This is a genomic window from Paenibacillus sp. FSL H7-0735 (assembly GCF_038008505.1).
GTDB lineage: Bacteria > Bacillota > Bacilli > Paenibacillales > Paenibacillaceae > Paenibacillus_AQ > Paenibacillus_AQ odorifer.
The window spans coordinates 5,601,061-5,614,935 of sequence record NZ_JBBOZH010000001.1; the positions used below are offsets into that span (position 1 = coordinate 5,601,061).

The window sequence follows — 13,875 nt, forward strand, 5'->3', positions numbered from 1 at the left end:
TAAATGCTGGATTATGCGACATTTGCCATGCTAACGGATCCCATAGTCGCTATTAGCACGAAAAACACCAAATATAAGCGCTTTTCTGGGCAATAGCTGCACTGGAGTCCGAAACTTCGCTCAAAAGGAGAAAAATGTGCAAATAGCGTCAACTGGGTCCGTATGCCTCCAGCGTCTTCTGGGTCCTATCCACTCAGATGAATATACTCAACGCTATCGGACACAGTTGCACTTAAACGCTGAATTATGCGATATTTGCCATGCCAATGGACCCCATAGTCGCTATTAGCACGAAAAACACCAAATATGAGCACTTTTCTAGGCAACAGCTGCACTGGAGTCCGAAACTTCGCTCAAAAGGAGAAAAATGTGCAAATAGCGTCAGCTGAGTCCGCAAGCCTCCAGCGTCTTCTGGGTCCTATCCACTCAGATGATTACACTCAACGCTATCGGACTCAGTTGCACTTAAACGCTGAATTATGCGACATTTGCCATGCTAACGGACCCCATAGTCGCTATTAGCATGAAAACATCAATTATGAGCGTGTTTCTGAGCAATAGCTGCACTGGAGTCCGAAACTTCGCTCAAAAGGCGATAAATTTGAAAATAGCGTCAACTGGGTCCGTAAGCCCACGTAGATAATTCAAAACAGATAGTGTGTTAAAAAAAGATGGAGACCAGTCGGGGGTTTCAAGGTTACAGGGTTCGGGGTTCGGGGGGGTTCGGGGTTCGGGGTTCGGGGTTCGGGGTTCGGGGTTCGGGGTTCGGGGTTCGGGGTTCGGGGTTCGGGGTTCGGGGTTCGGGGTTCGGGGTTCGGGGTTCGGGGTTCGGGGTTCGGGGTTCGGGGTTCGCGGTTCGCGGTTCGCAGTTCAGGGTTCGCGGTTCGCAGTTCAGGGTTCGCGGACGGGATACGGGTTCTGAGGTTCGGCGGGGTTTACCGGGGTTACCGGGGTTACCGGGCTTGCCGAGTTCACCACGAGCTGCCAGGCTTTTCCGGGTTTTCCGAGTTAGCCAAGCTCGCAAAATTCCCCAGGTTCCAGCATTACAGCTCAACCAAAGAATTGCATGGGGTCAGTTAACTGGCCCTGCTATAATCTCATGCTAAACAAAAACACAGAGCAGCGATCCCCCAATAACGGGAGGACCGCTGCTCTGCTGTCTTTTTTCTATTCATTTACTGAATGAATGAGTTAGGATATCAGTCCCCGCGAAACGCACGTTTCACACGATCAAAGAAGGACTGTTCGTGTTCATGTGTGTTTTCTCCGTTCAGAGAAGCGAACTGGCGTAGCAATTCTTTTTGCTCTTCATTGAGCTTGCTAGGTGTCACAACAATTACTCGTACATGCTGATCACCTTGGCCAGATCCACGCAGACGTGGGACACCTTTACCTTTGAGGCGGAAGAAAGTGCCTGTTTGCGTTCCGGCAGGAATCTTCAGCTTCACTTTTTCGGTTAAGGTTGGAATTTCAATCTCATCACCAAGTGCTGCCTGTGCAAACGTAAGTGGAACCTCGCACATAATATCATCGTTCTCACGCACGAAGAAATCATGCGATTTAACACGGATAACAATATACAAGTCTCCAGCAGGACCGCCGCGTAAGCCGCCTTCACCTTCGCCAGTCATGCGCAGCTGTGCACCGTCATCAACACCGGCAGGGATACGCACATGGATCTTGCGTTGCTTTTTAACTTTACCCTGTCCGCTGCAAGTTGTACATTTTTCCTTAATAATCTTACCTGTACCACTGCAATGTGAACAAGGACGACGATTACGCATCTGTCCAAGCGGTGTATTCTGTACGAATTCCTGTTGTCCACTACCATGACATACGGAACAAGTCTCTGGTTTAGTGCCCGGTTTAGCCCCGGAGCCGTAGCAGGTATCGCAAGTTTCTGTACGTGGAATAGTAATATCGGTTTCTTTGCCGAATACCGCTTCCTTGAATTCAATGGTCATGGTATACTGCAAATCCCCACCGCGCTGCGGTGCGTTAGGATCACGGCGTCCGCCGCCTCCGAAGAACATATCAAAGATATCACCAAGTCCTCCGAAGTCGCCACCACCGCCGCCTCCGAAGCCGCCCATACCTTGGTTAGGGTCAATATGGCCATATTGGTCATATCTAGCTCGCTGTTGTCCATCACTAAGAACATCATAAGCTTCTTTTACTTCCTTAAACTTAGCTTCAGCGTCATCTGCTTTATTCACGTCTGGGTGATATTGGCGCGCCAATTTCCGGTACGCTTTTTTCACCTCATCGTCTGAAGCATCTCTACTTAGGCCAAGCACTTCATAATAATCGCGTTTATCTGCCACTGCTTTCACCTCCGTGCATACATACTCAAATTCCTTATTACCTGTCAAACAAACCATTATACGATAAAACCTCAGGATCTGACCATCCAGATTCAGCGATGTTTATTCTTACAATATCAGAAGGCGCATTCGCAAAGAGTGTGCAATCTGATATTACAAAAGGAAAGTCAAAACACGGGATGACCCGGTTTTGACCTTCCCTTCTTAACTATATAAGAATTTATCAGTTTCCTATTACACTTATCGTATAAGGTTACCCTTGATTCTTATCTTCGTCAACAACCTCATAGTCAGCGTCAACTACATTATCTTTTTTAGGAGCGCCTTCAGCGGCTCCAGCGCCACCTTCAGCACCTTGCTCAGCTTGAGCAGCTTGTTCGTACAGCTTCATGGACAACTGTTGTACAATCTCAGTCAATGCTTCTGTAGCTGCATTGATTTCTTCAAGATTGTCAGTTTCAAGTGCTGCTTTAACTTTATCTTTAGCTTCATTTGCTTTTTCAACATCAGAAGCATCAGCTTTATCACCAAGATCTTTAATTACTTTTTCAGTAGAATACACGAGTTGGTCAGCACCGTTCTTCGCTTCTACCAGTTCTTTACGCTTACGGTCTTCCTCAGCGTGAAGCTCGGCATCCTTCATCATTTGTTCTACTTCTGCGTCGCTCAGGCCGCTGGAAGAAGTGATAGTGATTTTTTGGCTCTTGTTCGTGCCTTTATCTGTTGCAGATACATTTACGATACCGTTGGCATCAATATCGAAAGAAACTTCGATTTGTGGCACGCCACGTGGTGCTGGTGGAATCTCGTTCAGCATGAAGCGTCCCAGTGTCTTGTTGCCATTTGCCATTTGACGCTCACCTTGCAGCACGTGAATCTCTACGCTAGGTTGATTGTCAGCAAAGGTTGAGAATACTTGGGATTTGCTTGTAGGAATCGTAGTATTACGCTCGATCATCTTCGTGAACACGCCACCTGCAGTTTCAATACCCAGGGAAAGCGGAGTTACGTCAAGCAATACAACGTCTTTAACATCACCAGTCAATACACCCGCTTGAACAGCAGCACCAAGAGCTACTACTTCATCCGGATTCACACCTTTGTGTGGTTCTTTGCCAGTAAGCTTTTTGATAGCATCTTGTACAGCTGGGATACGTGTAGAACCACCAACCAGAACGATTCTAGTAAGGTCTGCAGGGGTCATGCCAGCATCAGACAATGCTTGACGAGTTGGTCCCAAAGTACGTTCTACCAGACCAGCAGTCAGTTCATCAAATTTCGCACGAGTCAAGTTGATCTCTAAGTGCTGAGGTACGCCGTCAACCACAGTGATGAATGGAAGCGATACAGTTGTTGTCAGTACGCCTGACAATTCTTTTTTCGCTTTTTCAGCTGCATCTTTCAAACGTTGTACAGCAGATTTATCTTTGCTCAGATCAATGCCTTGCTCTTTTTTGAATTCGGATACCAGGTAATCCATAACCACTTGGTCAAAGTCGTCGCCACCCAGCTTGTTGTCGCCGCTTGTAGCTTTTACTTCGAAGAAGCCATCACCAAGTTCAAGGATGGATACGTCAAAAGTACCGCCACCAAGGTCATAGACTAGAATGGTTTGATCTTCGGATTTCTCCAGACCATATGCCAAAGCTGCTGCTGTTGGCTCGTTCACAATACGCAGAACTTCCAAACCTGCAATTTTACCTGCATCTTTGGTAGCTTGACGTTGGCTGTCATTAAAATAAGCAGGAACAGTGATAACCGCTTGAGTAACAGTTTGGCCAAGATAAGCTTCTGCATCGGATTTCAGTTTTTGCAGAATCATTGCCGAAATTTCTTGTGGGGAGTAGTCTTTACCATCAATGCTTTCTTTGTGGTTAGTACCCATGTGACGTTTAACAGAGCTGATCGTACGATCAGGGTTAGTAATCGCTTGGCGTTTAGCCGTTTCACCGACGATACGCTCGCCGTCTTTCTTAAAGCCTACAACCGAAGGGGTTGTACGCGCGCCTTCTGGGTTTGGAATTACTACGGCTTCGCCGCCTTCCATAACGGCAACGCAAGAGTTCGTGGTTCCTAAGTCAATACCGATAACTTTACTCACAATAATTTGCCTCCTCTAAAGTTATATGGAGCCTAAGCTCAATAAATTTATAAAAATATCAAAAAAATTCGATTGATAATAAAACTATCCGGGCAACAGCCTGCAATCGGATAAATAGTAGGCAAAAGCACTGCTGCTTTATGGCGAGCAGAAACTGCCCGTCCTATATAGACAGACTACATGCTGACTTTGACCATGGCCGGACGAAGAACTCTATCTTTCAGAAGATATCCCTTTTGAACCTCTTCTGTAACGATACCCTCTTCGTACTCCTCGCTCTCAACCTGCATAATAGCCTGATGGTATTCAGGATTAAAAGGCTGTCCTACTGTTTCCATAGCTGTAAGCCCCTCAGCCTTCAATACTCCATCCAGCTGACGGAAAATCATATTAACGCCCTTCGCGAAAGCTTCGGATTCAGGATTAGCTGGAGTAGTGACTAACGCACGCTCGAAATTGTCCAGCACGGAAAGCAATTCCGTCAGGAGCTTGGAGGTAGCATATTGAGCCAACTCTTCTTTTTCCTTCTGGGTACGACGACGGAAGTTATCAAAATCAGCTTGTGCACGCAGTGCACGACCTTGATATTCATCAGCAAGATCCTGTAGGCGTTTCACCTCAGCACCTGTATCTGAAGCACCTTCACTAACGTTTTCAGCTGTAAATGAGTCGGCATCTGAGACTACTTCAGCCACAGGCTCCTCATTGATCAATTCCTCTTTGAATTCATTAGAATCTTGAACTTGTTCCTTTTTCAAGTTGTCTTCACCTCCTTAAAATCATTCACGAAATCATGTTGACTCTGTTCACTTATACCAGTGCGCCAGCATCGCTGTCAAATCTCGGGATAAAATGCCCAAGATCCCCATCACTCTTGCATATTCCATACGGGTCGGCCCAAGGATTCCAATGCTTCCTAGTGCCTGCCCATCAAGTGAATAAGTGGCGGTGATCAGACTACAGTTAGCGAACGCTTCGTGATTGTTTTCTGTTCCTATTCGTACTTGAATACCTGTGCCACCCACTGTAGGGGCCAGCATTTTGAGCAGTGTCGGTGTCTCTTCCAGCAGATCAAGAATACTCTTCACCTTGTCTACGTCTTTGAACTCAGGCTGTGTCAGCATATTCGTTGCTCCGCTGAGATAGATGCGCTGCTCTTGATCGCTTTCCAGCGCGGTGTCCAGCACCTGCATTAATTCTTCATAATGTGAGATGTGACGCTGCATTTCTTCGCCAAGCTCGGAATAAAGCCGAGTCTTCAGCTTATAGAGTGGTACATTGACCAGTTTACTATTCAGTAGGTTAACCACTTTCTCCATCTCGGAAACAGAAATCTCCGGCGGAATGTTCACCGTACGATTCTCAACTTGCCCCGTACTTGTGACGATAATGGCCACAGCGGTTGTATCATCTAGTGGTAACAACTGAAAATGACGCAATGAAGTATGAAAAACCTCCGGTCCCAGCAGGATGGAAGTATAATTCGTCATATTGGAAAGAATCATCGCCGCATGTTGGATTACCTGCTCCATTGCATTTAGCTTCTCGGCAAAAAAAGCGCGGATCGTGCCCATTTCTGCCGTTTCGGCGGAATTCCACGGTACCAAATGATCCACATAATATCGGTATCCTTTATGGGAAGGAATTCTTCCCGCCGATGTATGAGGCTGCTCGAGATAACCTAAATCCTCCAGGTCAGCCATTTCATTTCGAATCGTAGCCGGACTGTATCCTACATCTCCCCGTTTAGAAATGCTGCGAGATCCTACTGGCTCTGCCGATGAAATATAATCATCCACAATTGCATTTAGTATCATTCTCTGGCGATCAGTTAACATGTTATTCCCTCCTATCGGCTGTGGCTCCGATTCGTTAGCACTCGACTCAGATGAGTGCTAACCACTAATACAAAAATACCAAACTGACATTGACATTGTCAAGTCAGTTCAGTATCTTAAGCACTGCTATTTCATCGCAGGCATGCTGCTTTTTACAATTCACGCAATCTGTCCATACTTTTTCGGGGAAAATCTCTTTCTGGACGACTTCAAATCCATTTCTAAGAAAAAAATCAACAGCATAGGTTAGTGCCATTACCTTTGGGATTTTCTGGTTCCTAGCTTCCTCGACCAGCTTCGCCAATATCATGGAGCCTACGCCTTTACCCTTACCTTCATCATTCAAGCCAATCGAACGAATCTCTACGAGATCATTCCCGAGCTTGAAAAGTGAACCACAGCCTACGAATCTGCCTTCGATTTCAGCAACTACGAATTGATCGATCTGGCGTGTCAGCGCCTGCCGGGAACGGGGCAACATGATGCCTCGCTGTGCATACTCTTCTATCATTAGATACAATGGCTCAACGTCTTCTACCACAGCATTTCTACAAATCACCTGTGCGTCTCCCGCTGGAGACGAATGGCGAATCATTTCCGTCTTGGCAAGCACTTTGGTTCACCCCTCTGTTGATAATATGAATAAATATACAACAGAGTGAATTACAATTCAAGGGGTATTTTAAAATTAAACTTCTGTCAGGGCGCCTACAAATTCAGCAAAAACATCGTTCCCAAACAAGATTCCTTGCTTGCTGAGTCGGTAAACCCCTGCTTCTTGTTCCAACAGCCCTGCATGCAGCATTTTATGCAAGGATTTCTCGAATACTTCCTCTATTGAACGCCCGAATTGCGCCTGAAAAGCTTCATTAGAGACGCCCTCATGCATACGCAATCCGACCATCATAAAGTCTTCCATCGCTTCTGCTTCTGAGATTGGGTATGCATCCAATCGTGGCAGCCCTTTACGTGTTGCTTCTACATATGGATTTACGCCCTTAACATTAATATGCCGCTGACGCCCCACATATCCATGCGCTCCTGCTCCTAGACCATAATAATCTTCATTACGCCAGTAGGTGATATTATGGCGGCTCTCCATTCCTGGTTTCGCGAAGTTACTGATCTCGTATTGATTGTAACCAGCTTCCTTCATAGAGGACATCAACAGGAGGTACATTTGCAATTCATCTTCTTCATTAGGAAGAGGAAGTTTGTTCTTATTAAACAGCGTGTGAAAAAGAGTATTCTCCTCCACCTTCAAGCTGTAAATAGAATAGTGGGGTAAATCAAGCTCCAAGGCCTTACGAATACTTTCGCCCAGCATCTCTACAGTTTGGTTCGGCAAACCAAACATAAGGTCAACCGACAGGTTGTTAAGACCAACTGCACGTGCATTCTCTAGGCTCCGGTATACATCATCTACATTATGAATCCGGCCGATGCCTGTGAGCAGCTCGTTCTGAAATGCTTGAACGCCAAAGCTCACCCGGTTCACGCCGCCTTCTTTCATAACCGTCAGCTTGTCCAGATCCGTTGTTCCAGGGTTAGCTTCCATAGAGAACTCAATATCTTTATCCCAGTTTGGGAAATGCGTGCGAACAGACTTTAAGAAATAAGCCATTTCATCAGGTTTTAAAACAGTGGGCGTGCCTCCGCCGACGAAGATCGTTTTGATAACACCCGGAGGGGTGTTCTTGACGGTCTGCTCCATCTCCCGATCCAAAGCTTCGAGATAATCCATAACTGGCTGATCCTTGAGTACATAGGAATTAAAATCACAATAAAAGCACTTATTGGTACAAAAAGGGATATGAATGTATACAGCCTCAGGGGGACGGCCATTAGTCTTCGTTGTCATTAGCTGTCTCCTTTATATAAAAATATCGTTTGAATAGTGTAATCTAAAAAACAAGAAAAGGGAAGCCTGACGGCTTCCCTTCCCTTCGAGGGAGTTCATTTATAAATGCACTCTATTTTAAAATACATGAAAGTATAAGTTTTACGTTATCCTATATATTTTGTATTTCCAGCAGAAACGGATACCGTACCTATAAGGACGGCAAAACCGTTGCTTCTTGATAAATCCGCATTTCCACAAGTTCGGCATGTACTCCACCGTTAGTTTCATGAATAACGATCCGGACAGCATCTGTAAGGACAGGCTTCTCTAATCGATGAACATTCTTCCGGCGATGGTTGTCTTTGACACGGAGCATGACTTGCCACGCGCCATCAATGAGCAGCTCTACATCATAGTTCTTTACCAGTTCAGGAATCACTAGAAATGGCGTTTCATGGTGATGTAAGTTGATGAGATCTTCATTGACATCATCATTAAAGGTGAAATGAATTTCGGAGACTGGGGCAGCATCCGGGAGACGCGCCTCTACCCACTCCGATCTACCCGCGGTCATCGGCTCAGAAACCCAGCTATGCGGTCCCGCGAAAGGTCGAACATATCCATCAATGACTTTAGATGCAGCATATGCCGATGTTTCTACTGCAAAGCAGAAATGCCTGCGTACAAGTTGTTTCATGCTCCACTCTATCACCGGCTGATCTGGCTGATGATCCTCCAGCGCTGAATCAACAACGGATTTAGCACCTCGCTCAAATGTAATGACACCAGTGATTGGGGTTTCTGAAATATGCAATTGAAGGTGTTCATTAGCTCGAATAATAGCGAAGATATTACATTCGCCGATTGGACTACATTTCTCCTCTTGTATCGGAACTTCAATCCATTGCTGCTCTCCAGCCTGTACTGTTATAACATCAACCTGTTTGCACTCCGCCGGCACGTAATTTTCCGCGCGTCCAGTCGTCCAGATCTCCACGGTCAGCTGCGTCTGAATACTTGCTGACACAAGCAGCCTTAACCCACGGATACTTCCTTCAACCGGAAACAAAATCCCTACATCATGAGAAAGCTCATAAGCTTCGGCTGGGCGATCCAGCAGGATACCATTCATCGTGCTGGATACATGAATCTCGCTTTTTCTGGCGAGGTCCAGTGGATCTTCGTTACGTAATCCAATAATCGAAGCATCTTGCTTTAACATCACCTGTTGCAATTCATGCATATGCTGCTCGCGAATTTCACGTGGGGTCACACCTTTGATGACGGATAAAGATGCACCTGCTCCAGCTGCTTCACCCATGATCGCACAGGTTGCCATAACGCGTGTTGTTCCAAAAGCCACATGAGATGCACTGATATTACGACCCGCGAAGAATAGATTCCGCACATTCTTCGAATATAGCGAACCAAATGGAATATGGTAGATCCCGTCCGCATGCAGATGCTTGGAGCCACTCTCTTGTGCGTACATCCCCTGTGGTGGATGTAGATCAATCGACCAGCCACCAAATCCAATACGGTCTGCAAATTCACGCTGCGCGAGAATATCATTTTGCGTTAGAATCGTATCGCCAACAAACCGTCTGTATTCACGTTTACCCGGAATCGAGCCAACCCACTCAAGCGTCATATTCTCGGCATCAAAATGGCCTGAGTTTTTGATATAATCCCAAATCCCATAAATAACAGAGGATAGCTCATCACGTATACGTTCATTCTCATCCACCGTATCAAGCTCGCCGCCCCACTCAATCCACCAGTAGTGACAGCCTGAATCCCCACTCCGAATGACCCGGCGGATCGGGATAGACGTTGTTGTAATATCCTTCGCGAATGAGGGTGCTACATAACGTACCGGTTTTCCAGTATCCTGTGTATAGAATAATAATGTACTGCCTAATGTAATATTATCAGGCACTTCTGGTGCCCATTCCTCATTAAATTCATGACGGGCTTCACGTCCTAATCGGAAATCCGCTCCTGCTAGGAAGCCAACTAAACCATCACCCGTACAATCGATGAAAGCATCGCTCTCGAACGTGATTAACCGCTCAGATCCCATCATCCAGCCGGTCACACTCTGAATCGTACGCTCCTCTGCCTCACCTTCCGCTTCCGCTTCCACTTCACGTACATCGGTATTTAGGAACAAGCTGATATTCGATTCTGCCTTCACCGCTTCGAGCAAGGTTAGATCCCATAGATATGGATTCCCTTCCGGGTTCCGGTATTGATTCTCGATGAATAGCTCACCCATAATGCCTGTCTCACGTGCATAGCGATTTACACCATGTCCTGTTGCACCACATACCCAAACCCGAACTTCTGAACTCGAGTTACCACCAAGTACAGGACGATTCTGTACCAGTGCTACCTTTAACCCAAGACGTGCTGCAGCAATCGCCGCGTTCATCCCTGCAAGTCCACCCCCGACCACTGTCACATCGGATTTAACCGTTTCTGTTCTCATGTCAGTATCCCTCCTATAGTTAGCCTTTCACAGCCGAGCTAGAAATCCCTTGAATAATATATTTCTGACCTATGAAGAAGATAACAATCATTGGAATGATCGCAGCCGACGAAGCGGCCATCATCCCGTTGTAATCCACATTGTTCTCAAGAATAAAATTCTGCAATCCAAGCGGAATGGTATATAGCTTAGGGCTCTGCAAAAATACAAGCGCATTCTCATAATCATTCCATTGCCAGGAGAAATCAAGAATAGCAAACGTAGCGATTGCCGGCTTCGCTAATGGCAGAATTAAGCGGAAAAATATTTTGTAATGCCCGGCTCCATCCAGAAAAGCAGATTCCGTGATTTCCTTAGGAATGCCCATGAAGAACTGCCGAAGCATAAATACACCGAAGATCGAGAACATGGCTGGAAGGATTAGGGCCAAGTGCGTATTGTAAATCCCAACCCAGTTAAACATGATGAACTTAGGAACAAAAAGTACCTGTGGTGGAACCATCATCATGGATAGATATATGACAAATAGGCCATCCCGCCCTTTAAACGAAGTACGTGAAAATCCGTAAGCGGCAAGGGCAGATAGAAACACAGCTCCCGCAGTTCCAATAATCGATATCTTAAGTGAATTTAAATAATACGGAACAAAATCATAACTTCCTGTCCACACCCGAATATGATTGCTCCAGTTGAGAGATGAAGGCAGCCATTCGTTAAACACCTCGGCAGGTGTCTGAAAAGATGTGCTGAGCATCCATAGAAAAGGCACAATCATAAATAGTCCTAGAACAAACATGATGATCGTTACTGGCAGCTTCACCTTCATGTTTCCTGCTTTTTCATTCATACCGCCTGCTCCTTTAATTTATGGTTTCGGGGTCTCCCGCAAAGCTCCACTTTGTAGGGTTATTTAGTAATGAACCCAGCGCTTTTGGCCGATCCACTGAATGACTGTAATGACGAGAATGACGGCGAACAAGAACCATGAAATGACTGAAGCGTATCCCATATCGTAATAACTGAATGCTGTTTTATAAACGAATAGTGATAAGACCGTCGTACTTCCGCTAGGTCCTCCAGCCGTAATGGCTTGAATAATCGAGAACGATTTCATCGTCATAATTAATCCGGTAATCATTAATAAAAAAGTTGTTGGACTAACAAGAGGCCATACAATTTTCCATGTTGTTTTGAATGTGCTTGCACCATCGATCCGGGCAGCTTCTAGTTGTTCTGTCGAAATTTCCTGTAGTGCTGCTAAATATATGATCATATTGTAGCCAAGCATCAGCCAGATCTGTACGATATCAATGGCATACATTGCGGTTTCCGTATCTGCAAACCATCCTGGCGGCGATGTTATGCCAATCCAGCGAAGCAGTTCATTGATGGGTCCCTGTGAAGGCTGAAATAGCAGCATCCAGACAAATGCAACGGCTACTCCACTAGAGATATACGGTAAGAAAAACATTCCACGTAATACGCCTTTAAGATACACACTGCGGTTGAGAAATAGCGCCACAATAAAAGCGAGCACCATCGATACTGGAACCGATATCAGGAATATCACCGTATATTTGATCGAGGCATAGAAATTATCGTCATGGAACAACCGTTTGAGATTATCCAGCCCGGTAAATTGCCAATTCGGATTTGAAAATTGATAATTCGTAAACATCAGGACAAAGGAAAAGATTGCAGGAATCACAAAGAATAAGAGAATACCAATCATATTCGGGAGAATAAAAGTCATGCCGATCCAGCCTTGTCTGTCCATCCAGCTTCTCCGCTTCACGGTATCGCCGCCTTTCGTATGCTGAAAAATGGGTACACGAAAGAGAAGAACGAAGAATTCTTCCTCCTTCTCTTTTGTGCTAGCTATTTCTTTATTTCATTAACTCTTGCGAACGGGTTTGCATATTTTTCATCGTGGTATCAATATCTTGCTTATTTAAGAAGTATTTTTCATACTCTTCTTTACGTGCATCAATGGCTTGTTGAGGTACATTTAGCTGGAAGGATGGGAATTTGCCGAATACAATATTATTCATTGAATCTGTATCATATTTGTCTTCTACACCATTCAAGAGAAGGCTCATCGCTTCCTTACTGTCTACACTCTTAGAGGCTGGAATACGACCCCCGCTTGCCATTGGCAGCATACCGCCATCCGCATACCATTTTGCGAACTCCCAAGCTGCATCCAGGTTCTTGGACTTTGCATTAAGAGCAAGCATGTCACCCACACCGCCCGAATATTTATAATCCTTTTGATCCTTATTCACTTTTGGAATAGCGGCGAACGCGGTTTTGAAATCATGCGGATAGTCCTTCAAGTTGTTCGCATTTCTAAAAATAAACTCACCGGCTGCCAGCATTGCCGCTTTGCCTTGCAGGAACATGGTATCAACCGGCATTTTACTGGTCAGTTGCTCCCCATATTCCGGTGTGGATTTGTCCACGAACATCATGTTATGCAATATTTCCAGGTGCTGTTTCCAGAGATCATTCCCAAAGTTTGAGGTACCATCCGCCTGTTTCACACCCATTCCAGCCAGCGTACCGTCCATCGTTGTTGAGAAGGAGGAATCTGCCTGCAATAATCCGTACACACCAGGCTTCGTTAGCTTCTTCGCATACTCCTCAAGATCTGACCAAGTCCAGTCCACCGCAGGAATCGGTAATCCTGCTGCATCCAGCATATCTTTGTTCAACCATACAAACGCCATGTTTTTCTTTGTAGGAATCCCATAGTACTTATCATTGATTTTCCACATTGCTGCGTCCTCGCCGATCTGGCTGTCGATGTCATAGTCTGTTTTCGTGCTTAGATCCAAGGCAACGCCTGCATCCATACGTTTCTGTAAATGAGCAAGATCGTAGTTCATGAAAAGGTCTATGTTTTGATTGGTCATTAAGGCAGTGTCCAGCTTTAAGTTGCCTGCATCGTCATTTACATTACGGATATACTCGACCTGAATGTCTGGATGATCTTTATTCCAGTTATCAATTACAGCTTGAGGCCCGGCTTCTGCAGGAACTGCCCCCCACATAGTGAGCTTTATTTTCTCCTTTGCTGTTTCTCCATTTGCACTGCCCTGAGCCTCATTACTTCCACCACTCCCACAACCAGCCAGCATCGTACCTGCTAATAAGACAGAAAGCACTGCAGGATACCACTTTTTCTTCATAGATAGCTTCCCCCTTGGAAGGATTATGTGTTGTGCTCTACATCTATAACTTTATCATCAGAGCGGATTTTGGGGGATGAACTACAT

Annotated in this window: 10 protein-coding genes; all 10 read right to left on the reverse strand. The window is 45.5% G+C overall.

Annotated elements, in window-relative coordinates; genetic code table 11:
• Positions 1-1,199: 1,199 nt before the first annotated feature.
• Positions 1,200-2,324: a molecular chaperone DnaJ gene (gene dnaJ / locus NSS82_RS25445; RefSeq protein WP_038572930.1), complete on the reverse strand. Its 1,125-nt coding sequence runs from the start codon at positions 2,322-2,324 to the stop codon at positions 1,200-1,202.
• Between the two features lie 253 nt (positions 2,325-2,577).
• Positions 2,578-4,425: a molecular chaperone DnaK gene (gene dnaK / locus NSS82_RS25450; RefSeq protein WP_036677488.1), complete on the reverse strand. Its 1,848-nt coding sequence runs from the start codon at positions 4,423-4,425 to the stop codon at positions 2,578-2,580.
• A 176-nt stretch (positions 4,426-4,601) separates the two neighbouring features.
• A complete protein-coding gene (gene grpE, locus NSS82_RS25455; RefSeq protein WP_036677491.1) occupies positions 4,602-5,183 on the reverse strand; it encodes a nucleotide exchange factor GrpE in 582 nt (193 codons plus the stop codon).
• A 48-nt stretch (positions 5,184-5,231) separates the two neighbouring features.
• Positions 5,232-6,263, reverse strand: coding sequence for a heat-inducible transcriptional repressor HrcA (hrcA, locus tag NSS82_RS25460; protein ID WP_036677493.1), 1,032 nt, complete (start codon positions 6,261-6,263; stop codon positions 5,232-5,234).
• Between the two features lie 103 nt (positions 6,264-6,366).
• Positions 6,367-6,858, reverse strand: coding sequence for an N-acetyltransferase (locus tag NSS82_RS25465; protein ID WP_051490987.1), 492 nt, complete (start codon positions 6,856-6,858; stop codon positions 6,367-6,369).
• 93 nt (positions 6,859-6,951) lie between these two features.
• A complete protein-coding gene (gene hemW, locus NSS82_RS25470; RefSeq protein ID WP_076105910.1) occupies positions 6,952-8,124 on the reverse strand; it encodes a radical SAM family heme chaperone HemW in 1,173 nt (390 codons plus the stop codon).
• Positions 8,125-8,314: 190 nt separating this feature from the next.
• On the reverse strand, positions 8,315-10,597 hold the full coding sequence (locus NSS82_RS25475) for an FAD-dependent oxidoreductase (RefSeq protein WP_076272406.1): 2,283 nt from the start codon (positions 10,595-10,597) through the stop codon (positions 8,315-8,317).
• Between the two features lie 19 nt (positions 10,598-10,616).
• Entirely contained in the window at positions 10,617-11,444 is an 828-nt protein-coding gene (locus NSS82_RS25480; protein WP_076129699.1) for a carbohydrate ABC transporter permease, read from the reverse strand.
• A 63-nt stretch (positions 11,445-11,507) separates the two neighbouring features.
• Positions 11,508-12,392 (reverse strand): carbohydrate ABC transporter permease, encoded by an 885-nt coding sequence (locus tag NSS82_RS25485; RefSeq protein WP_232061438.1) that lies wholly within the window; start codon positions 12,390-12,392, stop codon positions 11,508-11,510.
• 91 nt (positions 12,393-12,483) lie between these two features.
• Entirely contained in the window at positions 12,484-13,788 is a 1,305-nt protein-coding gene (locus NSS82_RS25490) for an ABC transporter substrate-binding protein (protein ID WP_038572941.1), read from the reverse strand.
• Between the last annotated feature and the right edge of the window lie 87 nt (positions 13,789-13,875).

Bases quoted from the DNA above. Each gene is read 5' to 3' on its own strand.
- hrcA (WP_036677493.1), bottom strand. From the start codon at position 6,263: ATGTTAACTGATCGCCAGAGAATGATACTAAATGCAATTGTGGATGAT.
- NSS82_RS25465 (WP_051490987.1), bottom strand. From the start codon at position 6,858: ATGATTCGCCATTCGTCTCCAGCGGGAGACGCACAGGTGATTTGTAGA.
- hemW (WP_076105910.1), bottom strand. From the start codon at position 8,124: ATGACAACGAAGACTAATGGCCGTCCCCCTGAGGCTGTATACATTCAT.
- NSS82_RS25475 (WP_076272406.1), bottom strand. From the start codon at position 10,597: ATGAGAACAGAAACGGTTAAATCCGATGTGACAGTGGTCGGGGGTGGA.
- NSS82_RS25480 (WP_076129699.1), bottom strand. From the start codon at position 11,444: ATGAATGAAAAAGCAGGAAACATGAAGGTGAAGCTGCCAGTAACGATC.
- NSS82_RS25490 (WP_038572941.1), bottom strand. From the start codon at position 13,788: ATGAAGAAAAAGTGGTATCCTGCAGTGCTTTCTGTCTTATTAGCAGGT.